At 71.3% G+C, this 21,851-nt stretch carries 22 protein-coding genes and 1 pseudogene; 7 read left to right on the top strand and 16 right to left on the bottom strand.

Going from position 1 to position 21,851, the window contains the following annotated elements:
• Positions 1-102 precede the first annotated feature (102 nt).
• The 3 genes from ACYU8V_RS13160 to ACYU8V_RS13150 all read right to left on the bottom strand — a co-directional run bounded on the left by ACYU8V_RS13160 (position 103) and on the right by ACYU8V_RS13150 (position 2,457).
• A complete protein-coding gene (locus ACYU8V_RS13160) occupies positions 103-630 on the bottom strand; it encodes a hypothetical protein (RefSeq protein WP_460847949.1) in 528 nt (175 codons plus the stop codon).
• Positions 631-799: 169 nt separating this feature from the next.
• Positions 800-1,018, bottom strand: a complete 219-nt coding sequence (locus tag ACYU8V_RS13155; protein ID WP_460847947.1) for a hypothetical protein — start codon at positions 1,016-1,018, stop codon at positions 800-802.
• Entirely contained in the window at positions 1,015-2,457 is a 1,443-nt protein-coding gene (locus tag ACYU8V_RS13150) for a glycosyltransferase family 2 protein (protein WP_460847945.1), read from the bottom strand. The genes ACYU8V_RS13155 and ACYU8V_RS13150 overlap by 4 nt, the downstream gene beginning before the upstream one ends.
• 256 nt (positions 2,458-2,713) lie before the next feature.
• Here ACYU8V_RS13150 and ACYU8V_RS13145 point away from each other — a divergent pair, with 256 nt between their 5' ends.
• Both ACYU8V_RS13145 and ACYU8V_RS13140 read left to right on the top strand, forming a co-directional pair.
• Positions 2,714-4,765, top strand: a complete 2,052-nt coding sequence (locus tag ACYU8V_RS13145; protein WP_460847943.1) for a putative bifunctional diguanylate cyclase/phosphodiesterase — start codon at positions 2,714-2,716, stop codon at positions 4,763-4,765.
• Between the two features lie 11 nt (positions 4,766-4,776).
• Positions 4,777-6,171, top strand: coding sequence for a GGDEF domain-containing protein (locus ACYU8V_RS13140; RefSeq protein ID WP_460847941.1), 1,395 nt, complete (start codon positions 4,777-4,779; stop codon positions 6,169-6,171).
• A 16-nt stretch (positions 6,172-6,187) separates the two neighbouring features.
• Here the strand turns inward: ACYU8V_RS13140 and ACYU8V_RS13135 are convergent, their stop codons facing one another.
• Positions 6,188-6,601 (bottom strand): DUF3151 domain-containing protein, encoded by a 414-nt coding sequence (locus ACYU8V_RS13135; protein WP_460847940.1) that lies wholly within the window; start codon positions 6,599-6,601, stop codon positions 6,188-6,190.
• Between the two features lie 107 nt (positions 6,602-6,708).
• Between ACYU8V_RS13135 and ACYU8V_RS13130 the strand changes: the two genes are divergently transcribed.
• The 3 genes from ACYU8V_RS13130 to ACYU8V_RS13120 all read left to right on the top strand — a co-directional run bounded on the left by ACYU8V_RS13130 (position 6,709) and on the right by ACYU8V_RS13120 (position 10,147).
• On the top strand, positions 6,709-6,960 hold the full coding sequence (locus ACYU8V_RS13130) for a DUF3311 domain-containing protein (protein ID WP_460847938.1): 252 nt from the start codon (positions 6,709-6,711) through the stop codon (positions 6,958-6,960).
• Complete coding sequence (gene mctP, locus ACYU8V_RS13125) at positions 6,957-8,600, top strand: monocarboxylate uptake permease MctP (protein WP_460847937.1); 1,644 nt, start codon at positions 6,957-6,959, stop codon at positions 8,598-8,600. The genes ACYU8V_RS13130 and mctP overlap by 4 nt, the downstream gene beginning before the upstream one ends.
• Before the next feature lie 71 nt (positions 8,601-8,671).
• Positions 8,672-10,147 carry a DHA2 family efflux MFS transporter permease subunit gene (locus ACYU8V_RS13120; protein WP_460847936.1) on the top strand — a complete coding sequence of 492 codons (1,476 nt, stop codon included), beginning with the start codon at positions 8,672-8,674 and terminating at the stop codon, positions 10,145-10,147.
• A 57-nt stretch (positions 10,148-10,204) separates the two neighbouring features.
• On the opposite strand, the gene ilvA is transcribed toward ACYU8V_RS13120, so the two are convergent.
• Positions 10,205-11,443, bottom strand: coding sequence for a threonine ammonia-lyase IlvA (gene ilvA / locus ACYU8V_RS13115; RefSeq protein WP_460847935.1), 1,239 nt, complete (start codon positions 11,441-11,443; stop codon positions 10,205-10,207).
• The gene (fbaA, locus tag ACYU8V_RS13110; protein ID WP_460847933.1) at positions 11,443-12,474 is read right to left on the bottom strand and encodes a class II fructose-bisphosphate aldolase; all 1,032 of its coding nucleotides are present in this window, start codon (positions 12,472-12,474) and stop codon (positions 11,443-11,445) included. Before fbaA ends, ilvA begins: the two co-directional genes overlap by 1 nt.
• A 61-nt stretch (positions 12,475-12,535) precedes the next feature.
• Here fbaA and ACYU8V_RS13105 point away from each other — a divergent pair, with 61 nt between their 5' ends.
• Positions 12,536-13,261, top strand: coding sequence for a septum formation family protein (locus ACYU8V_RS13105; RefSeq protein WP_460847932.1), 726 nt, complete (start codon positions 12,536-12,538; stop codon positions 13,259-13,261).
• Between the two features lie 55 nt (positions 13,262-13,316).
• On the opposite strand, the gene ACYU8V_RS13100 is transcribed toward ACYU8V_RS13105, so the two are convergent.
• The 5 genes from ACYU8V_RS13100 to ACYU8V_RS13080 all read right to left on the bottom strand — a co-directional run bounded on the left by ACYU8V_RS13100 (position 13,317) and on the right by ACYU8V_RS13080 (position 16,737).
• Positions 13,317-13,937, bottom strand: a complete 621-nt coding sequence (locus ACYU8V_RS13100; RefSeq protein ID WP_460847931.1) for a hypothetical protein — start codon at positions 13,935-13,937, stop codon at positions 13,317-13,319.
• Positions 13,938-14,017: 80 nt separating this feature from the next.
• Positions 14,018-15,196, bottom strand: coding sequence for a lysophospholipid acyltransferase family protein (locus tag ACYU8V_RS13095; protein ID WP_460847930.1), 1,179 nt, complete (start codon positions 15,194-15,196; stop codon positions 14,018-14,020).
• Positions 15,189-16,247, bottom strand: a complete 1,059-nt coding sequence (locus tag ACYU8V_RS13090) for an NAD-dependent epimerase/dehydratase family protein (RefSeq protein WP_460847928.1) — start codon at positions 16,245-16,247, stop codon at positions 15,189-15,191. The genes ACYU8V_RS13095 and ACYU8V_RS13090 overlap by 8 nt, the downstream gene beginning before the upstream one ends.
• Before the next feature lie 22 nt (positions 16,248-16,269).
• On the bottom strand, positions 16,270-16,371 hold the full coding sequence (locus tag ACYU8V_RS13085) for a 30S ribosomal protein bS22 (RefSeq protein ID WP_008356322.1): 102 nt from the start codon (positions 16,369-16,371) through the stop codon (positions 16,270-16,272).
• Between the two features lie 150 nt (positions 16,372-16,521).
• Positions 16,522-16,737 carry a helix-turn-helix domain-containing protein gene (locus ACYU8V_RS13080; protein WP_460847927.1) on the bottom strand — a complete coding sequence of 72 codons (216 nt, stop codon included), beginning with the start codon at positions 16,735-16,737 and terminating at the stop codon, positions 16,522-16,524.
• 212 nt (positions 16,738-16,949) lie between these two features.
• Between ACYU8V_RS13080 and ACYU8V_RS13075 the strand changes: the two genes are divergently transcribed.
• Positions 16,950-17,642, top strand: a complete 693-nt coding sequence (locus ACYU8V_RS13075; RefSeq protein WP_460847925.1) for an HAD family hydrolase — start codon at positions 16,950-16,952, stop codon at positions 17,640-17,642.
• Between the two features lie 35 nt (positions 17,643-17,677).
• Here the strand turns inward: ACYU8V_RS13075 and proC are convergent, their stop codons facing one another.
• The 5 genes and pseudogenes from proC to ACYU8V_RS13050 form a co-directional block, all read right to left on the bottom strand.
• Complete coding sequence (gene proC, locus ACYU8V_RS13070; protein WP_460847924.1) at positions 17,678-18,472, bottom strand: pyrroline-5-carboxylate reductase; 795 nt, start codon at positions 18,470-18,472, stop codon at positions 17,678-17,680.
• Between the two features lie 19 nt (positions 18,473-18,491).
• Positions 18,492-19,226: an ABC transporter permease gene (locus ACYU8V_RS13065; protein ID WP_460847922.1), complete on the bottom strand. Its 735-nt coding sequence runs from the start codon at positions 19,224-19,226 to the stop codon at positions 18,492-18,494.
• A 244-nt stretch (positions 19,227-19,470) separates the two neighbouring features.
• Positions 19,471-19,861, bottom strand: a pseudogene (locus ACYU8V_RS13060) (ATP-binding cassette domain-containing protein); the annotation flags it as partial.
• Positions 19,862-19,950: 89 nt separating this feature from the next.
• Positions 19,951-20,757, bottom strand: a complete 807-nt coding sequence (locus ACYU8V_RS13055; RefSeq protein WP_460847921.1) for a sugar phosphate isomerase/epimerase family protein — start codon at positions 20,755-20,757, stop codon at positions 19,951-19,953.
• Positions 20,758-20,764: 7 nt separating this feature from the next.
• Positions 20,765-21,715 carry a Ppx/GppA family phosphatase gene (locus tag ACYU8V_RS13050; protein ID WP_460847919.1) on the bottom strand — a complete coding sequence of 317 codons (951 nt, stop codon included), beginning with the start codon at positions 21,713-21,715 and terminating at the stop codon, positions 20,765-20,767.
• Positions 21,716-21,851: the final 136 nt, after the last annotated feature.

The following is a 21,851-nucleotide window of genomic DNA, read 5'->3' as shown; positions in this document are numbered from 1 at the left end:
CGCCTACTTCACGCAGCCCCGCCGCTGGACCTCAAACCCCACCACCACAGGGGACTCTCCTCTCAACACCCGACTGGATCAGACTGCCGGGGCAACCACGAGTTAGTTGAAACGCTGACCAGTCGAGAGATTCCAAGACTCACGACGCATACTGCCGGACCAGTCCTCGAACAGCAGATCCACTTCGTCGGCCCTGACTCCTTCGATACCCCACCCTCGGAAGTCGCCGATTTGAATCCAGCCGAGTGTGCAGTCCTCGTTGACGAGCGCCATCGTCGCTTCGGTGAGATGGAGAATGCCGAGCCCACGTGCGAGGCGCGCGCTAGCCGTCCGCATGCCGCGGTCAGGGTCACGGGGAATCTCAAATGGCGGTGTCAGGCACTCCCCTTCACGCAGGTCGTAGGCCGTAATGATGGCGCCTGCGTAGGGAAGGTAGACGAGCCGACCCAACTCATCGTTGAGGACGAGCACCCCTGCGGTCAGGTCACGTGCGACTGCGTGTGGAAGCTCGACATCGCCGGCCCATCGCAGCCTGAGCACTGCCGTATGGGGTCCTTCGATGTTCAGGGTCCCCCATTCGCCGAGCCGCGCTTGCCGACCCGACACGGCAATAAGGCTGAGCGAGTCCATCTCAGCTCAGTCCCGGCCGGAACTGCCGCCCATGTCCGCGAACCTTTGTCATAGCGTTCCAGCCTGCCTCATCGCCGATGACTGGTGGAATGCGGTCCTCCAAGCTTTCCCGCCGATAGTCGCATCGTTGATCGAGCCTTCATTGGCAGAATTCGCAGGAGCTGCGGCGTCAGGCCGGGTCGTCGGGGTGGATCGAGCGCGTCTCGGCCCGCTGGTAGCCCCGCGGGATCCAGTCGCGGACGTAGATCTTCGGCATCGCCTTGGCGATCGCCAGGGCCACGTAGATGACGGTGTTGACGGCCACGAACGCGGCCAGCACGCCGAACCAGTGGGTGTGCATGACACCCGACGGCAGCAGGATCCCGTACGCCGGGAGCAGGGCGGTCATGCGCTCACCCGCTCCGCGTCGGCTGCACCGGTCGGATCGGCGGCGTGGCCCGCGCCCCAGGTCGCCTGGCGGCCGCGGGAGAGGTCGATGACGCCCTTGACGTAGACCACGTCGAGGAACATCGCGTACAGCAGCTCGGGGAGCAGGCAGATCGCGAGCAGCCGGGCGCGCCAGCCACCGGCCCACACGCCGATGACCCGCTCCACCACGAACAGCGAGCCCACGCCGAGCCAGAACGGGAACCACACCCAGCCGTCGCTGGCCAGCGTCGTGACGGCGATGAGGAGCAGGTAGCTGAGCAGGGCGATGACGCCGTACCCGATGCCGAGCTGCTGGGCCCAGTACCGGAACGTCTGCGGGCGCATGCCGTAGGCGCCCAGGTTCTCCAGGGCACCGCGCTGCCAGCGCAGCCGCTGGGTCCACAGGTTGCCCCAGGTCGGCATCACCTCGGTGACGACGGTGCAGTCCGACGGCGACATGATCAGCGCGCCGAGGCTCTTCAGCGCGAGGGTGAGCTCGTTGTCCTCGGTGAGGACCAGGGTGTCGTAGACGTCCCCGTGGACCCCGGGGATGCTGCGGCCGCGCTCGGCGGCGATGGTCCGCAGCGCGCGGGGGCGGAAGACGGTGGCGGTGCCGGTGAGCACGAAGACCTTGCCGCGCCGGCGCTTCAGGTCGCGGCCGTAGCGGGTGTACTCGTTGCGCTGGAACTGCCCGAGCAGGCCGCAGCCCTCCTCGCCGTAGAACAGCGCGCCGACGGCCATCAGGCCGCGGTCGGCGGTCATCCGTCGGGCAGCACTGTCCAGGAAGCCCTGGTCCAGGACGGTGTCGGCGTCCATCACCATCACCAGGTCGTTGTCGCCCTGGTGCGGCAGCACCTGGGCCAGGACCTGGTTGAGCGCCCCGGCCTTCTTGCGGTCGTTGCCGACCGTCTCCACGACCTCGACCCCGGCCGCCTCGGCGACCGCGATGGTGCCGTCGGTGCAGTTGTCGGCGACGACGATGATCCGGTCCGGCGGGTGCGACTGCTCCTTGAGGGAGGCCAGCGTGAGGCCGATGCCCCGCTCCTCGTTGTGCGCCGGGATGAGGACGGTGAGGGTCACCGGACCGGCGTACACACCGCGGGTCTCGGCCATCACCACGCGCGGCGAGAGCGGCAGGTGCGCACCGTCGACGCTGCGCCGCGCGCGGTTCGCGATCCGGGTCTCGATGGTGGCGACAGCGGCCGCGAAGATCAGGGCGAGGCCGATCGCGGCGCCGATGGTCGCGGGACCCGGCGCCTCGGTGTCGTAGAGGACGTTCCAGGTGCCGAGCAGCACGCCGGAGTGCGCCGGACCGGCGTACCGGTCGCCCGAGCCGGACACGGCCCACCACAACAGCGCCGCGCCGCCCACCGCCGCTCCGACGATGAGCACGCCGACGAGCCGCTGCAATCCCCTCATGCTGTCCTCCACATGCCCGAAGGTACGGATGGAACATCCATCGCTGGAGGACAACGACTCGCTTGTGTGCGATCGGGCGGACCTGTCAGGACGAAGTCCCGACGACCACCCGTTCGGCGCCCCCGAGCGACGCACCGGGTCCAGCATAGAAGAGTCGGCCGAGCCGACACCGATGACGGGAAGTGCCATGGACGGCGATCCGAGAGACCACGACCTCTTGCAGGCCGACCCTGGGGGACACGTGCACGACGACCAGATGCACCTTCTGATCGAGGCATCGCCGAGCGCGATGCTCCTCGTCGACGGCGGCGGTCGGATCGTCCTCGTCAACAGCGAGGCGGAGCGCTCGTTCGGCTACACCCGCGACGAACTGCTCCGGATGAACGTCGACGCGCTCGTCCCCGCGAGCGCCCGCGACGCCCACGTGCACGCCCGCGAGAACTACCTGGTGCACCCCAGCCGGCGCGGCATGGGGGTGGGCCGCGAGCTGTACGGCGTCCGCAAGGACGGCACCGAGCTGCCCATCGAGATCGGCCTGAACCCGATCACGATCGACGAGCAGCCGCACGTCCTCGCCTCGATCATCGACATCACCGAGCGCCGCCGCGGCCAGGCCGAGGTCGACGCCGCACGCCAGGCCCAGCAGCTGCGGACCATCCTGGCCACGCTGCCGCTGTCGGTGATCGCCACCGACCTGGTGGGCCGCATCGTCACCGCCAACCCGGCCGCGGAGGAGCTCGTCGGCTACCGCCAGGAGGAGCTCGTCGGCAGCGCGCTGACCGCGATCGACGCCGAGCGGCGGCGGTCCGAGGAGGTCGAGGTCCCCGTGCTGCGCGACATCGGGACCTCGATCGAGTGGTCCTACCGGCGCAAGGACGGGTCCGTCGTACCGGTGAGCGAGGAGGTCGTGGTCCTCAAGGACGACGACGGCACGCCCACCGGCTACCTCGTGGTCGCCTTCGACATCACCCAGCGGATCGAGGCGCGCCAGCGCGCCGACCACGTCCTGCACCACGACCAGCTCACCGACCTGCCGAACCGCACCCAGCTGGTCGAGCAGCTCGACATCGCGATGCGGCGCGCCGAGCGCAACGGCACCGAGGTCGCGCTGCTGCTGCTGGACCTCGACCACTTCAACCGGATCAACGACACCCTCGGCCACCACATCGGCGACGAGCTGCTCCTCGCGGTCGCCGAGCGACTCCGGGGCTGGGTGCGCGGCGCGGACATGGTGGCGCGGCTCGGCGGCGACGAGTTCGCGATCGTCATGGACGACCTGACCCCCGGCACCGACCTGTCCGAGCGGATCGCGGGCATGCTCGCCTCCCTGCTCGCCCCCATCCAGGTGCAGGGGTACGACGTCGTGGTGACCGCCAGCATCGGCGGCACCACCTTCCCCCGCGACGGCGACAGCCCGGCCACGCTGCTGCGGCACGCCGACGTGGCGATGTACCGCGCCAAGGCGTCCGGCCGCGACAGCCTGGCCTGGTTCGACGTCGCGATGATCGACGAGGTCAACGAGAAGCTGGCCCTGTCCGGTGCCCTGCGCAACGCCCTGGCGCACGGGGAGCTCGCGGTCGTCTACCAGCCGCAGTTCGACCTGACCGAGGGACGGCTGATCGGCTTCGAGGCGCTCGCGCGCTGGCACAGCGCCGAGCTCGGCACCGTGTCCCCGGACCGGTTCATCCCGGTCGCCGAGGACAGCGGGCTGATCCTGGAGCTGGGCGAGTGGGTGCTGCGCACCGCGTGCGCCGACATCGCCGTGCTGCAGCGGGCGGTCAAGATGCCGCTGCGGCTGGCCGTCAACGCCTCGCCGCGCCAGCTGCACGGCGCCGGCTGGGTGGACCTGGTGACGTCGGCCCTCGAGGACTCCGGCCTGGAGCCGTGGCAGCTGGGCATCGAGATCACCGAGGGCATCCTGCTCGAGGACAACGGCGACGCCGTGGCCTCGCTGCAGGCCCTGCGCGCCCGCGGCGTCGAGGTGATCGTCGACGACTTCGGCTGCGGCTACTCCAGCCTCGCCTACCTGACCCGCTTCCCGATCGACAAGATCAAGATCGACCGGTCCTTCGTCGCACCGATCGCCTCGGTCGACGACGACGCCGCCGTCGTCGACGCCATCATCGGCATGGCGCACGCGCTCGGCATGGTCGTGGTCGCCGAGGGCGTCGAGACCGAGGCCCAGGAGGAGTACCTGCGCAGCCGCGGCTGCGACCAGGTCCAGGGATACCGCTACGGGAAGGGCGTCCCGCTGGGGGACGCCGCCCGGATCCCCCGGACCCTGGCCCCGCAGACCGTCGGCGCCTGACCCTGCGCGCCATGAGGATCTCTCCGCAGAGCTTCGCTCCGCCGCCGGAGTGGGTACGCCGCCTTCCGACGTACGCCGGCGGCCTGGTGTGCCTGATCGGCGTGGTCATGCTGGTCGGCTGGACGCGGCACTTCTCGGCACTCGTGACGGAGATCCCGGCGCTGCCCACGATGAAGGCGAACACCGCACTGGCGTCCACCTTCGCGGGCCTGTCGCTGGTCGGCCGGATACCGGGGCAGCGGTGGCTGGCCCTGGTGCCCCTGGCGATCGGTGTGCTCACCCTCACCGAGTGGATCAGCGGTCACTCGCTCGGCATCGACCAGCTGCTGGTGCACGACCCGTTCGGCGCCGACCACCCTGGTCGGTCCTCGAGCCAGGCGGCGACGGCCATGGTCGTCTTCGCCTTCGCGCGGCTGCTGTCGGGACGACGGCCGTCGCTCGCCCGGCTCGGCGCGGTCGCCACCGCCGTTTACGCCTGCCTGGTACTGGTGCTCGAGCTCGGCTGGATGTTCCAGGCGCCCGAGCTGGCCTCGCTCAACGGGGGCCCGGGCCTGTCCGTGCCGTCGGCCGTGAGCATCGCAGCACTCACGATCGGTCTCGCCGGACTGCACGCGGACCGGCGGCCACTGGTCTACCTGTGGGACCGCGGGCCGGCCGGCACCGTCGTACGACGCCTCCTGCCGTGGGTCATCCTCGCCCCGCCCACGCTGGGCCTGGTCCCCGTGCTGCAGCACAACATCAACCTCGGCACCGCCGCCTTCGCGGGCAGCATGATGGTGCTGCTGGCCGTGGTGGTGACCGTGACCGCCCAGTCGATCCACCGGGTGGAGGTCGACCGCGTGCGCGCCGAGCACGCGCTGCGGGCCGCCGAGCAGCGGGCCCGCCAGCTGGCCGAGCGCGACCCGCTGACCGGCATCTGGAACCGCCGCTGGTTCGAGGCCGAGCTGCGCTCCGCGCTCGGCCACCTGCCGGCCGAGGACCCGGGTGGCGCGCTGCTGATCGTCGACGTCGACCACTTCAAGCTGGTGAACGACACCGCCGGGCACCAGGCCGGCGACCGGCTGCTCGTCGCCGTCGCCCGGTCGCTGGTGCAGGCGGTCGTCGAACCGGCCTCGGTGAGCCGGATCGGTGGCGACGAGTTCGCCGTCGTGCTTCCGCGGGGCGACCGCGCCGTGGTCGAGCGACTGGCCCTCGACGTCGTCGCGGCGGTCCGCGACGCCGCCGGCAGGACCGGCACGGCCCTGGTGACCGCCTCGGTCGGCGTCGCGCTGTTCGCCGACCTCCCCACGGGCGCGGGCACCGAGCAGGCGGCCCTGGTGCGCGCCGACGAGGCGCTGTACGCCGCCAAGCGCGCCGGGCGCGACCGGCACCGCTGCTACCGGCCGCCCCTGGTGCGCGGGGCCTGACGCCGGTCCGGCCCGGTCAGGCCAGCAGCTCGTCGTACGCCGTCGGGCTCGACTCGCGCAGGAAGTTCGAGCACCTCTCCCACTCGTCGGTCTCGCCGATCGCCCGGGCGGTCTTGGCGAGCATCGCCAGGCAGGTCAGGAAGCCGCGGTTGGGCTCGTGCTCCCACGGGACCGGCCCGTGGCCCTTCCAGCCGTTGCGGCGCAGCACGTCGAGCGACCGGTGGTAGCCGACCCGCGCGTAGGCGTAGATCGTGACCGGGTCGGCGTGCTGGACCGCGGCCTGCGCGGCCAGCGCCGACCAGGCCAGCGGGGAGGCCGGGAACTGGCGGACGACGGCGGCAGCGTCGGTCGCGCCGGCGAGTGCCTCCGCGGCGGGGTCCTCCGGGAGGAGGGTGGGCGGCGGGCCAGCCATCAGGTCGATTCCGGTCATGGCTCCATTGTGGCGCGCGACCGTTCGGCGCCCGGACCCGACCGCACAGCGCTCGGCGCACGCCCACCTGTGCGTGACCCAGGTCACAGCGTACTAACCTGCCCACCATGTCACTCGGGAACGGAACACCTCAGCCCCAGCACGCCGACCGTCGCAAGCTCGTCCTGGCGGGCGTGCTGCTGGCCCTCCCGGTGATCGCCCTGATGGCGGTGCCGACGTACGCGAAGACCAGCCCGTCCCTGTGGGGCTTCCCGTTCTTCTTCTGGTACCAGTTCCTCTGGGTGTTCCTGTGCTCGGCGATGACCTATGCGGCCTACCGGCTCACCCTGTCCGCCCGCCGCAAGGACGATGAGCGATGATCCCGCTGACCGCCGACGCCGGCGTCAACGGCACCGCCCTCGCGGTGCTCATCGTCTTGTTCGCCCTCGTCACCGTCGCCGGGTTCCTGGCGACCCGGTTCCGGCGCGCCGCCTCGCTGGACAGCCTCGAGGAGTGGGGCCTCGGCGGGCGCAGCTTCGGCACGGTGATCACCTGGTTCCTGCTCGGCGGCGACCTGTACACGGCGTACACCTTCGTCGCCGTGCCGGCCGCGATGTTCGCGCTCGGCGGGGTGGCCGGGTTCTTCGCGGTGCCCTACACGATCGTTCTCTACCCGATCGTCTTCGTCTTCATGGCGCGACTGTGGTCGGTCAGCCACCGGCACGGCTACGTCACCACCGCGGACTTCGTCCGCGGGCGCTACGACGCCAGGCCGCTCTCGCTCGCCGTGGCGGTGACCGGCTTCCTCGCGACGATGCCCTACATCGCCCTGCAGCTGATCGGCATCCAGGCGGTGCTCGAAGTCGCCGGGCTGGGTGGCGGCGGCAACTGGTTCGCCAAGGACCTGCCGCTGCTGATCGCGTTCGCCGTGCTGGCGGCGTACACCTACACCAGCGGCCTGCGGGCCCCGGCCGTCATCGCGTTCGTCAAGGACATCCTGATCTACCTGGTGATCATCGTGGCCGTGATCTACCTGCCCCACCACGTCGGCGGGTGGGGCCACATCTTCGATGCCGCGAAGACCAAGATGGCCACGGTCAACCCCGCCACCGGCAAGCCCGCCGGCACCTTCGTCTCGGTCGACAGCACGCACTGGGCGTACGCGACGCTGGCACTCGGGTCGGCGCTGGCGCTGTTCATGTACCCGCACTCGATCACCGCGTCGCTCTCATCGAAGAGCCGCAACACGGTACGTCGCAACGCGGCGCTCCTGCCGGCGTACTCCTTCCTCCTCGGCCTGCTCGCGCTGCTCGGCTGGGTCGCGATCGCTGCCGGGACCAAGCCGGTCGGGCTGGACGGCAAGCCCAACCCGCAGCTGGTCATCCCCCAGCTGTTCGAGGACCAGTTCCCGTCGTGGTTCACGGGCATCGCGTTCGCGGCCATCGCTATCGGCGCGCTGGTGCCGGCGGCGATCATGTCGATCGCGGCGGCGAACACGTTCAGCCGCAACATCTACAAGGAGTGGATCAAGCCCGACGCGTCGCCGCAGGAGGAGGCGAAGGTCTCCAAGCTGATGTCGTTGATCGTGAAGGCGTTCGCCCTGGTCTTCGTGCTGACGATGGACAAGCAGAACGCGCTGAACTTCCAGCTGCTGGGCGGGATCTGGATCCTGCAGATCTTCCCGACGGTGGTGTTCAGCCTGTACACGCGGTGGTTCCATCGATGGGCGCTGCTGGCGGGCTGGGCGGCGGCGATGACCTACGGCACGATCGCGGCGTACCGCGTCATCAGCCCGACCACCGGCGGCCACTTCGGCGGTTCGCTCGCCGACATCCCGGGGATCGGGCAGCTGGGCTACATCGCGATGACCGCGTTCGTGCTCAACGTGGTCGTGACGGTCGTCGTGACGGTGGTCCTGAACGCGCTGAAGGTGTCGAACGGCACCGACGCGACGTCGGTGGGCGACTACCACGCCGACGCGGGCGACCCGAGGGTGGCGCCGCTGCCGCCCGCCGTCTGACCGTCCCTCGGATCGCCGAAGATCGTTGTGATCGGGAACGAATGTCGGTGGTCGGGTGTTGAGTGGTACTTGTGACCCAGAGTGAGACGGCGGCACCGGCCGCACCCACCGCCGAGACCGATCCCTGGCCGGCGCTGTGGGCATTGGTGATCGGGTTCTTCATGATCCTGGTCGACATGACGATCGTGACGGTCGCGACCCCCACGATCATGGACAAGCTGAACGCCTCGGAGACCGACGTCCTGTGGGTGACGAGCGCCTACATGCTGGCCTACGCCGTGCCTGTGCTCATCACCGGACGCCTCGGCGACCGGTTCGGCTCGAAGTACCTGTACCTCGGCGGCCTGACGGTCTTCACCCTCGCCTCGCTGTGGTGCGGCCTGACCTCCACGGTCGGCGCCCTCGTGCTCGCGCGCGTCGTGCAGGGCTTCGGGGCCTCCATGATGACGCCGCAGACGATGGCGATCATCACCCGCATCTTCCCGCCGGCCAAGCGCGGCTCCGCGATGGCGGTCTGGGGCGCGACCGCCGGCGTGGCGATGGTCATCGGCCCGATCGCGGGCGGTGTGCTCACCGATCTCGCCGGGTGGGAGTGGATCTTCATCGTCAACGTCCCCGTGGGCGTGGTCGCGTTCGTCGCGGCCTGGCGCCTGGTGCCGGCGCTGCCGACCTCCCCGCACAAGTTCGACTGGCTGGGCGTCGCGCTGTCCGGCGCGGCGATGTTCCTGCTCTGCTTCGGCATCCAGGAGGGCCACCAGCACCACTGGGCGGGCTGGATCATCGCGATGATCGTGGGCGGCCTGGTCACCCTCGGGCTGTTCGTCTTCTGGCAGGCCGTCAACAAGGCCGAGCCCCTCGTGCCGCTGAGCCTGTTCAAGGACCGCAACTTCTCGGTCTCCAACGTGGCGATCACCTGCATGGGCTCGATCGGCGCCGCGTTCGGCTTCCCGCTGATGTTCTACGCCCAGGGTGTCCGCGGCGACTCCCCCACTCAGGCGGCGCTGCTGATGCTTCCGATGGCGGTGATGTCGATCTTCCTGGCCCGGTTCGTGGGCGGACTCACCGACACGCTGCACCCGCGGATCGTCACCGGGATCGGCTTCGGCGTCAGCCTGGTCGGCTTCCTCTACCTGATGGCCGAGATCCGCCCGGAGGCCGCGATCTGGGAGATCGCGATCCCGATGGTGCTGATCGGCATCGGCAACGCCTTCATCTGGGCGCCCACCGCCGCCACCGCCAACCGGAACCTGCCGATGCGCCTGGCCGGGGCCGGCGCCGGCGTCTACAACGCCACCCGACAGGTCGGCTCGGTCCTCGGCTCCGCCGCCATCGCGGTCCTCATCGCGAGCCGGCTGGCGGCGAACCTCCCCGGCGGCGGCAGCGCGAACGAGGCCCACGTCGGCAAGATCGCCGACCCGCACATCGCCGACCTGTTCAGCCAGGCGATGCGGGAGGCGATGTGGCTGCCCGCCGCGGCGTACGCCATCGGGCTGGTCGCCGTGATGTTCTACGAGCGCCCCAAGCATGTGGGCTACGCCGGCCGCTGAGTCCCGCGGGCTCGACGGGGTCGGCCCTGGGCCGGCCCCGAACGGCTCTCCACAGGGTCAGTGGATGAAGCCGAACAGGGGGCTGTCGGGGGCGACCCGCTCGACGCGCAGACGCGAGTCCTCCATCCGGGCCAGCAGGCCGTCCAGGTCGGAGGCGCGCTGCATCTCGATGCCCACCAGCGCCGGGCCGGTCTCCCGGTTGTTGCGCTTGGTGTACTCGAACAGGGTGATGTCGTCGTCGGGTCCGAGCACCTCGTCGAGGAAGCGGCGCAAAGCGCCGGGCTCCTGCGGGAACTCCACGAGGAAGTAGTGCTTGAGCCCCTCGTAGACGAGGGCCCGCTCGACGATGTCGGCGTAGCGGGAGACGTCGTTGTTGCCACCCGACACGACCGCGACGACCGTCGAGCCCGGGGGCAGGTCCATCCCGGGCAGCCGCAGGGCGGCCGCGGCGAGCGCCCCGGCAGGCTCGGCGATGATGCCGTCGGACTGGTACATGTCGAGCATCTCGACGCAGATCAGCCCCTCCGGGACACCGACAGGACGTACGTCGATCTCCGCCCGTGCGGCGGCGACCGCGGCGTAGGTGAGGTCGCCGACGCGGCGTACTGCGGCACCGTCGACGAACTGGTCGACCTGGTCGAGGTCGACCGGCCCGCCCGCCTCGAGAGCGGCGGCCAGCGACGCGGCTCCTGCGGGCTCGGCCGCAACCACGATCGTGCCCGGCGAGCGCTCGCGCAGCTGTGTGACCGCGCCGGCGAGCAGCCCGGCTCCGCCCACCGGGACCACCAGCGCGTCGAGGCCGATGCCGGCGGCGCCGAGCTCGTCGAGGATCTCAGCCGTGACGGTGCCCTGGCCCTCGATCACGCCGGGGTGGTCGAACGCCGGGATCACCGTGGCGCCCGACGCGGCCGCGAACTCGGCCGCCGCGACCACCGAGTCGTCGTAGGTCTCCCCCGCGATGACGACGTCGACGTACGAGCCGCCGAGCGCCGCGACGCGATCGCGCTTCTGGCGCGGCGTGGTGCCGGGCAGGAAGATCGTCGCCCGCACACCGGCGCGCGCGCACGCGAAGGCCACACCCTGGGCGTGGTTGCCCGCGGACGCGCAGGCCACACCCGCCTCCCGCTCCTCGCCCGAGAGCGAGGAGACGACGTTGAACGCGCCGCGGACCTTGTAGGACCGCACCGGGGTGAGGTCCTCGCGCTTCAGCCAGACGTCGAGGCCGGTCAGCTCGGAGAGGCGAGGGGCCCGTTGCAGCGGCGTACCGCCGACGGTCGGTGAGGCGGCGTCGGTCATCAGCCGATCGACTTGCCCGCCGAGCTGAGGTCGGCGCAGGCCTGGCCCACCCGGGCGGACATGCCGGCCTCGGCGGCCTTGCCCCATGCGCGCGGGTCGTAGGTCTTCTTGTCGCCGACCTCGCCGTCGATCTTCAGCACGCCGTCGTAGTTGCGCAGCATGTGATCGGCGACCGGGCGGGTGTAGGCGTACTGGGTGTCGGTGTCGACGTTCATCTTCACCACGCCGTAGGACACCGCGGCCGCGATCTCCTCCTCGGTCGAGCCCGAACCGCCGTGGAAGACCAGGTCGAGCGGCTTGGCGCCGGCGGCGTCGCCGTACTTGGCGACGATCGCGTCCTGGGCGTTCTTGAGGATCTCCGGGCGCAGCTTGACGTTGCCGGGCTTGTAGACGCCGTGCACGTTGCCGAAGGTGAGCGCGGTCAGGTAGGTGCCCTGCTCGCCCAGGCCGAGGGCGGCGACGGTCGCGAGCGCGTCCTCGGGGGTCGTGTAGAGCTTCTCGTCGATGGCCCCCACGATGCCGTCCTCCTCGCCGCCGACGACGCCGACCTCGATCTCGAGGATGATCCGCGCGGCCTTGCACTTCGCGAGGAGGTCCTCGGCGATCTGCAGGTTCTCGTCGAGCGGTACGGCGGAGCCGTCCCACATGTGGCTCTGGAACAGCGGCGCCTCACCGCGGGCGACGCGCTCGGCGGAGAGGTCGATGAGCGGACGGACGAAGCCGTCGAGCTTGTCCTTGGGGCAGTGGTCGGTATGCAGCGCGATGTTGACCGGGTAGCTCTTGGCCACCTCGGCGGCGTACGCCGCGAAGGCGACCGACCCGGTCACCATGTTCTTCACGCCGGGGCCGGAGAGGTACTCCGCTCCGCCGGTGGAGATCTGGATGATGCCGTCCGACCCCGCATCCGCGAAGCCCTTCAGGGCCGCGTTCAGGGTCTGGGACGAGGACACGTTGATGGCCGGGAACGCGTAGGCGCCGCTCTTCGCGGCAGCGAGCATCTCGGCGTACTTCTCAGGCGTGGCGATCGGCATGGGTAGACCCTAACCGGGGAACCGGCCACGCCGACCGCCGAGCAGGCGTATGTTGCCGGCCATGCGCCCGATCCGCTCGCTCGCCGCCGTCGCCACACTCGCCTGCGCCACCGCCTCACTGGTCGCGGGAGCGTCCACCGCGACCGCCGGGCCGTCCAGCACTCCGACCGAGGGCAGCTGCCACCAGCTGACCTACCAGCAGGCGGGCGCCTACTCCGATCCGCAGGCCCCCGTGTCGTGCGACGGCCCGCACGACACCATCACGGTGAAGGTGGCCGCGGTCCGCGCCGACTCCGTGCGCACCGAGGCCGCGAACCAGGTCCTCTCCCGCTGCTACCCCGCCGCGGCCGCAGCGGTCGGCGGGTGGCGCAACTACGTGCGCAGCATGTACGGCCTCTTCGTGTTCGTCCCGACCGAGGCGCAGTGGAGCGCCGGCGCCCGCTGGGTGCGCTGCGACGTCGCGCTGCACGGCGCCGGCCGGACGCTGCAGCCCCTCCCGTCGGCCTCGGGACTGAGCAACTGGCTGATGGATCGCGAGACGCTGTGCATCCAGAAGCGGACCACCGGCTACTTCGACGTGCCGTGCACGAAGACCCACCGCTACCGGGCGACGGCCACCATCGCCATGTCGACCTGGACCAGCGCGACGGCCGCGGCGACCTTCGCCCGGACGGCGTGCGGGCACAAGTACCCCCACGTCGACTTCTTCTACCACTACCCGCACTCGCGCCGCGTGTTCAACTGGGGCGACCACTACGCCGTGTGCATCCCGCACCGCACGAGCTGACGTCAGCCTCGGCGCGCGCGGAGGGCGGCGGCCGCGGCGCCGGGCAGCGTCCGGCTCAGGCCAGGGCGGCGAACACCTCGTCGACGTACTTGGAGGAGATGTCGGACGACGAGGCGGTGACCTTCACCGTGAGGTCGCCGCTGGTGCGGCTGCAGATCGCCTCGGTGCCGCTGGTGGACGTGGTCGACGCACAGATCGTGTCGCCGACCTTCGCGTAGGTCATCCCGGCCTGCAGCAGCGCGTTGCCCGGGAGCCGGGTCGCCTCGACGAGCACCTGCGACTTGCTCTTGGTGTAGAGCGCCATGTCGGTCCCGGCGCCCAGGGTGTCCTGTGCGGACTGGGTGGCGGACTTGATGTTGGAGTCGACGGTGGCCGACCGCTGGTAGCCGCCGGACAGGGTGCCCGGGAGGGTCAGGGTCGCGGTGTCGCCAGCCTTGGTGGAGCCGGAGCCGTGGCCGATCGCGTAGCCCACCCCGCCCCCGGCCAGCGCGGCGACCACGCCGACACCGGCGGCGATCAGGACCGCCTTGCCCGGGCGTCGCGTCGCCGTCGGTGCGTCGTCGCCCGACCGGACGGTCACCGTCGGAGTGGGGCGCTCGGTCTTCGCGGCCTTCTCGGCGGCGGTCGCGACCAGGTCGGCGAGGGACTCGGCGTCAGGCGTCTTGTCGGAGCTCATGGGTGGCGAGCCTACGGGTCGAGGCTGTGGCGGACCTGAGAGCGGCCTGGGTCAGGGGCGCGGACGCCCCGGCCCACGGCTCAGCGGAAGACGGACTCGCGCTGGCGCAGCAGCGTGTACAGCGTCTGCTGGATGGTCTCGCGGACCTGGTCGGTGATGTTGAAGGTCAGCATCGGGTCGTCCGCGGAGCCCGCGTCGTAGGTGTCGGTCCGGATCGGCTCGCCGAACTCCAGGATCCACTTCGACGGCAGCGGCACCAGGCCGAGCGGGCCGAGCAGCGGGAACAGCGGGGTGATCGGGATGTAGGGCATGCCGAGGACGCGCGCCAGTGCCGGGATGTTGCCGACCAGCGGGTAGATCTCCTCGGCGCCGACGACCGACAGCGGCACGATGGGTACGCCGGTGCGGACCGCCGCCGACACGAAGCCGCCGCGCCCGAAGCGCTGGAGCTTGTACCGCTCGGCGTACGGCTTGCCGATGCCCTTGAAGCCCTCCGGCCAGACGCCGACGAGCTCGCCGCCGCGCAGCATCCGCTCGGCGTCCTCGCTGCAGGCCAGGGTGGCGCCACCCTTGCGGGCGACCGTGCCGACGAAGGGCAGCCGGAAGACCAGGTCCGCACCCAGCGGTCGCAGGAAGCGGCCGGTCTCGTCGTGGATGGTGGTCATCGTCATCAGGCCGTCGACCGGGATGGTGCCGGAGTGGTTGGACACCACGAGGGCGCCACCGGCGGTCGGGATGTTCTCGATCCCGCGGACCTCGATCCGGAACCACTTCTGCGCGATCGGGCGCAGCGCCGCGAACAGGAAGCGCTCGGTGATCTCGGGGTCGAAGCCGTACTCGTCGACGACGTACTCACCGGTGAGGCGGCGGCGCAGGAACGCCAGGAAGCGCGCCAGCTGCGGCTCCCACTGCTCACCGAACAGCTCGCGGGCCGCGTGCTGGAAGGCCATCAGCCAGTCGCCGACGGGAATGCCGCCGGACGGCTCGCGATCGACCACCTCGAGGCCGTGGCCCAGCGCGGTCGGCGAGGTCGGCAGCAGGGTCGGCGTCTCGGTCGGAAGCGGGATGATCGCGTCCTCGGGGAGGCGGATGACGTCCTCGGTGGGCGGCTGGGCCGCCGTGGTGTCCTCTGCCGAGGGCTTGGTCTTCGGCTTGGGCTTGGGCTGGGCGAGGCCGCGCGCGGCCGCCGACGGACGCGTGCCGGTGCCGCGGCCGGGACGTCCGCGGGTGCCGATCGGGATGATCTCGGCGTCAGCCATCGTCGCCTCCGGCGAGGGTCAGCAGACCCGCAGGGGCGGCGGGTCGGACGGGGAAGCGATCGGCCAGCGCCCCGACGGCGCGCTGGGACCGACCACCAGTCGGGCTGAGGGTGGCGGCGAACTCCGCGAAGCTGCTCGCCGTCGTGTACGCCGGCTCGAAGCCGAGCTCGGCCTTCATCCGGGTGGTGTCCACGCCACGGCCGTAGGTCAGCAGCGCCAACAGCTCCGGCGAGACCTCGGCCATCCGCGCCGAGCGCAGCGCCGAGCCGACCCCGCCGAAGGCGAAGGACGGCAGCGGCACGCTCGGCCGCTGCATCCGGCGCAGCGCCTGGGACAGCATCAGCACGCCGTCACCGGCGACGTTGAAGGTGCCGGGCGCGGGGTTGTCCACGGTGTGGGTCAGCACGCCGAGCAGGTCGGCCTGGTGCAGGAACTGCAACCGGGGGTCGAAGCCGAGCACGGTCGGGATGACCGGCAGCTTCAGGTACGACGTCAGCGGGCTGACCACCTGCGGGCCGATGACGTTGGCGCAGCGCAGGATCGTGACCGCCACATCGGGCCGGCGACGGGCGAAGCCGCGGACGTAGCCCTCGACGTCGACGACGTCCTTGGCGTAGCCGCTGCGTGCGGCACTCCGCGGCTCCATGTCCTCGGTGAACATGGCGGGATCGCGGTTGCTGGCGCCGTACGCCGTCGTGGAGGACTTGACCACCACCTGCCGGACCCGCTCGGACTTCTGGCAGGCGGCCAGCAGCTGCATCGTCCCGATGACGTTGAGCTCCTTCATCGTGCCGCGCGCACCGGCGGAGCCGGGGGTGGCGATGACGCTCATGTGGACGACGGTGTCGACATCCTCCTTGGCGATGATCTTGGCCATCACCGGGTTGCGGATGTCAGCACGGACGAACGAGGCGGCGCCGAGGTCGCCGCGGGGCGGCGTGACATCGACACCGACGACCCGGGCGATGCCCGGGTGCTCCGCCAGGGAACGCGCGAAAGCACGACCGAGATCGCGGGAGACCCCGGTGATCAGGACCGTGCGGCCGCTCATGACGTTCCCGGCGGAAGCTCGGTCACTTACCGAGCTTGCGGCGCTGGACGCGCGTCTTCTTCAGAAGCTTGCGGTGCTTCTTCTTGGCCATGCGCTTGCGCCGCTTCTTGATGACAGAACCCACGTGTACCTCTCCAACGACCGGACCATCCGACCTCGTCTGTCGCCCACGGCAGACGCCGGAGGACCGGACCAGCCTATCGGGGGCGGGGCGAGGTGGGTGAATCAGCGGTTACGAATGGGACACAGGTCACGGCCGTACGCCGGGACCGGGTCAGCCCGCGTTGTAGAAGGACTTCTCCAGGTAGGCGTTCACGTCGTCCTCGGTGAGGCGGAACGAGCGGCCGACCCGGTGCGCCGGGATGGTCCCGTCGTGCACGAGGCGGTAGACGGTCATCTTGGAGACCCGCATCATCGATGCGACCTCCGCGATCGTCAGGAACTTGGGGTCCGGGAGGGACTCGGTGCGCTCGCGCGACGAGGGAGCCATGGCAAACCACGCTTTCTGGTGTGTCCGTCACAGCCTTCCCCAGCTGTGATCACCGGACCTGTTGGTGACAATAGGGCCTGATGTGACTGATGGGGAAGGGATTCACCAGAGCAACTTTTGGGGATGCGGCGTGTCGGCTTGACCCGGGGATCGGGCGGCGCGGCGGTCGCCCACGCTGCTGCGCTGTCGGCGGTCGCTGGGAGACTGCGTCCATGACCGGTTTCGAGGGCGTTCTGTTCGACCTCGACGACACCCTGGTCGACCACCGCGGAGCCGCCGACCGGGGCGTCCGGTCCTGGCTGGCGGGGCTCGGGCTGGCCCAGACACCGAACGACCTCGAGGAGCTGGTCGAGCGCTGGTTCGCGCTGGAGGCGCGCCACCACGAGCGCTACCAGCGCCGCGAGATCTCCCACGTCGAGCAGCGCCGGGTGCGGATCCGGGAGTTCCTGCCGAGCTGGGACCTGGCCGACGACGCGCTGGCCGACGACGTGTTCGCGGGCTACCTCGGTTGCTACCAGTCCGCCTGGCGGGCGTTCGGCGACGCGGCGGCGACGCTGGAGCGCGCGTTGACCGACGGGCTGCGGGTCGGGATCCTCACCAACGGCGAGGCCGCGATCCAGACCGAGAAGCTGCGCCGGACCGGGCTGCTGCGCCGCGACGTCCCGGTCTTCGCCTCCTCCGAGCTGCCGGCGGCCAAGCCCGACCCGCGCTCGTACGCCGCCGCCTGCGCCGCGCTCGGGGTACGCCCCGACCGCACCCTGATGGTCGGCGACTCCCTGCGCCACGACGTGCTCGGCGCGCGGCGGGCCGGCCTGACCGGCGTACTGCTGGACCGGCAGGGCTGGGCGCGCGGCGGCTCCGAGGTCACGCGGGTGCGGGATCTCGCGACGTTGCGCTGGGCCTGACGACTTCCTCCTCGTCGCCCTTGCTTGCGCCCGGGTCAGCTGCCGAGCTCGACCGAGCGGTCGTGGGCGGCCCGGAGAGCGTCCAGGAAGGCGGCGCGCAGGCCGTGGGCCTCGAGCCGGCCGAGGGCGGCGGCGGTGGTGCCGGCCGGCGACGTGACGTTCTCGCGCAGCACCGACGGGTGCTCGCCGCTCTCGCTGAGCATCGTCGCGGCCCCGAGCAGGGTCTGGACGGCGAGCTCGTGGGCCGTCGCCCGCGGCAGGCCGAGGTGGACACCCGCCTCGATCATCGCCTCGGCCACCAGGAAGACGTACGCCGGACCGGATCCGCTGACCGCGGTGACGGCGTCCTGCTGCTTCTCGGGGACCACGACGGCGCGTCCGGCCGCCGAGAGCAGCTCGATGGCCACGGCCAGCTGGGCGTCGGTGCAGTGCGTGCCCGGCGAGAGCGCCGCCATGCCCTGGCCCACGAGCGCGGGCGTGTTCGGCATGACCCGGACCACGGCGACGCCCTCCGGCACGAGCGCCTCGATCGCGGCGATGGTGATGCCGGCCGCCAGGGAGACGACGAGCTGGCCGGCCCGCAGCGACGGCGAGATCTCCTCGAGGACCCCGGCGACGTCCTGGGGCTTGACGACGAGCAGGACCGTGTCGGCCTCGGCGGCACCGATGTTGTCGAGCACCCGGACGCCGTACCGCTCGGTGAGCTCGGCGGCGCGCTCGGCGCGCTTCTCCCCCACCAGGACCGAGTCGGCCGCGCGGCCCGCGCCCAGCAGGCCGGCGAGCAGCGCCTCGCCCATCATCCCGGCACCGATCAGAGCAATCTGCGTCATGGCCCGCAACCTACCCGCGCTACTCGGTACGCCGGCGCAGGGTCGCGGCCCCGAGGGCGAGCGCGGCCAGGGCGAAGCCGACCACGACACCGAGGTCGCGCCACACACCGCCCAGGGCGTCGCCCGCCGCGAGGCGCGACATCGCATCGACCGCGTAGGTCAGCGGCATCACGTCCGAGACGGCGTGCAGCACGTCGGGCATCGCCGAGCGCGGGGCGAGCAGCCCGCAGAGCAGGATCTGCGGCACCACCACCGCCGGCAGGAACTGCACCGCCTGGAACTCCGTGCGGGCGAACGCGGAGACGAAGAGCCCCAGCGCGGTGCCGAGCACCGCGTCGGCGACCCCGACCACCCCGAGCAGGACGATCGGACCGCCGACGTCCATGCCGAGCAGCCCGACGGCCACCCCGACGGCCAGGACCGCCTGCAGCATCGCGACCAGCCCGAAGGCCAGTGCGTAGCCCAGCAGGAAGTCCAGCTTGCCCATCGGCAGCGTGAACAGCCGCTCCAGCGTGCCGCTCGCGCGCTCGCGCAGGGTCGTCACGCTGGTCACCAGGAACATCACGAAGAACGGGAAGATCGCCAGCAGGGCCGGCCCGACCCGGTCGAAGACGAACGAGGAGTTCTGGAAGATCCACCACAGCAGCGTCTGCAGCAGGCACGGCAGGACCAGCAGGATCGCGAGGGTACGACGGTCGCGGGTCAGCTGGCGCAGCACGCGGGCCGTGATCGCGGCGGTGATCCGGGGCGTCATCGCGCGCCTCCCCCGGATCCCTCGACCCCTTCGACGAGGGCCAGGAACGCCTCCTCGACCGTCTCCACGCCGGCTGCGGCCTTCACCGCGGCAGGGGTGTCGTGGGCGATGATCCGGCCCTCGCGCATCAGCAGCAGCCGGTCGCAGCGGTCCGCCTCGTCCATCACGTGGCTGGAGATCAGCAGCACCTTGCCGTCGTCGGCCAGTCGGTGGAACACCGCCCACAGGTCGCGCCGCAGGACCGGGTCGAGGCCGACCGTGGGCTCGTCCAGGACCAACAGCTCGGGGTCACCGAGCAACGCCGCGGCCAGACCCACGCGCGAGCGCTGCCCGCCGCTGAGCCGACCCACCACCTGGTCGCGGTGCCGGCCGAGGTCGACCAGCTCGATCGTCTCGTCGACCACGCGCGACGGGCGCCCGAGCACCCGCGCGAAGAAGCGGAGGTTCTCGGTGACCGACAGGTCGTCGTACACGCTGGAGGACTGGGTGAGGTAGCCGACCCGGGTGCGCAGCGACGCCGACCCGGCCGGGGCCCCGAGCACGCTGACCGAGCCGCCCGCCACCCGTTGCACGCCGACGATCGCGCGCAGCAGGGTGGACTTGCCGCAGCCCGACGGTCCGAGCAGTCCGGTCACCCCCGCCTCGACGGTGAGGTCGAGCCCGTCGAGCACCGTCGTACCGCCGCGGACGACCCGCAGCCCGGCGACCTCGACGGGAGGCGCGCTCACGGCCGGGCCCGGACGGCCAGGTGCGCGCGGGCGAACGCCAGCGACTCCGCCAGGTCGGCCGTCCGCTCATCGACGGTCGGGCAGCGGCGCGTGTTGATCTCGACGATCACCTCGCCCGCGAACCCGCTCGTCACCAGGTGCTCGAGGAACGCGCCCGCGCCCATCTCGCCGCGGCCCGGCACCAGGTGCTCGTCGCGAGCGTTGCCGGTGCCGTCGGTGAGGTGGATGTGCCGCAGCCGAGGCCCCAGGCGCTGTGCCATCGCGATGACGTCGTCGCCCGCGATCGCCGCGTGGGACAGGTCGATGGTGGCGTTGGCGTAGGGCTCCTCGGACGGGTCGGTGCCGGGCAGGTACATCGGCATCTGCCGCCGCGACGCGCGCCACGGGTACATGTTCTCGACCGCGAACGCGATGCCGGTCGACTCCTCCAGCGCCGCGATCCCGTTGACGAAGTCGGCGGCGTACTCCTTCTGCCAGCGGAACGGCGGGTGCACGACGACCACGTCGGCACCGACGTCGCGGGCCATCTCGGCGGAGCGCTGCAGCTTGCCCCACGGCTCGATCCCCCAGACCCGCTGCGTGAACAGCAGGCACGGCGCGTGGACCGCGCTGATCGGGATCTCGTGGTGGTCGGACAGCTGCTGGAGCGCCGTCGTCTGCTGGGAGAGCGCGTCGATCCCGACCATCACCTCGACCGAGTCGTAGCCGAGGTGGGCGGCGTACGCGAAGCCGTGCGCGGTCGACTCGGGGTAGACCGACACGGTGGACAGCCCCACCTGGATGTCACTCGTGGCCTGACTCATGCCCGGCTCACACCTCGTCGGCGACGCTCAGCTTGTCGATGGTCTCGAGGATCACGCCCTCGCGCAGCGCCCACGGGCAGATCTCGAGGCGGTCCTCGTCGAAGATGTCCATGCACGCCTCGGCCACCAGCGCACCCGGGACGATCTGGTGGGTGCGGCTCGGCGAGACCCCGGGCAGGTCCGCGAGCTCGGCGGGCGTCATCTCGATCAGCTTGGGGATCCACTGGCGCAGCCCGTCGAGCGGCAACGACCGCGGCGTCAGCGGGCCGTCCGCCGACGGCGCCGCTCCGCAGATCCGGGCCAGCGAGCGGAAGGTCTTCGAGGTCGCGGCCGCGCGGTGCGTGCTGCCCGCGCGGAGGACCTGGCCGGCGTCCTTGGCGATGTCGGCGCGGATCTGCCGGCGGATCCCGCGCAGCGCGTCCTCGTCGAGCGTCCCCTCACCCCCGGCACCGAAGTAGCGCGTCGCGAGCCGGGCCGCGCCCAGCGGGAGCGACTGGGCCACGTCGGGCCGCTCGTCGCTGCCGGCCGCGATCTCGAGGGAGCCGCCGCCGATGTCGAAGACGATGAGCCGTCCCGCGGACCAGCCGAACCACCGGCGTACCGCCAAGAAGGTGAGGCGGGCCTCGTCCTCCCCCGACAGCACCGAGATCGCCACCCCGGTGCGGTCCTTGACATGGCGGAGGACGTCCTCGGAGTTGCCCGCGTCGCGGACGGCGGAGGTCGCGAAGCTCAGCATGTCCTCGCAGCCGCGCTCCTCGGCGACGACCAGGGCCTCCGCGGTGAACGACGCGAGGGCGTCGATGCCCGTCTGCGACACGTTGCCGTCGGCGTCGAGGTGCTCGGCGAGCCGCAGCGGCTGCTTGTAGGAGTACGCCGGGAGCGGCGCCGCTCCGTCGTGCGCATCGACCACCAGGAGATGTCCGGTGTTCGAACCGATGTCGAGCACGCCCAGCCGCATGGCACCCAAACTACCCGCTCGACGGGCGGCCCGAGGCCCGACCGGTCTAGTCCGATGACCCGGATCCATCCCTCGGATCCGCTGGATCCCGCCGAACCGCTGCCGCATCGTGCGGGCTCACGTTGGCTGCTCGGTG

Source organism: Nocardioides ultimimeridianus (genome assembly GCF_054777895.1).
The sequence above is the reverse complement of the archived record's forward strand: the minus strand, read 5'-3'. Positions and strand labels throughout refer to the sequence as shown.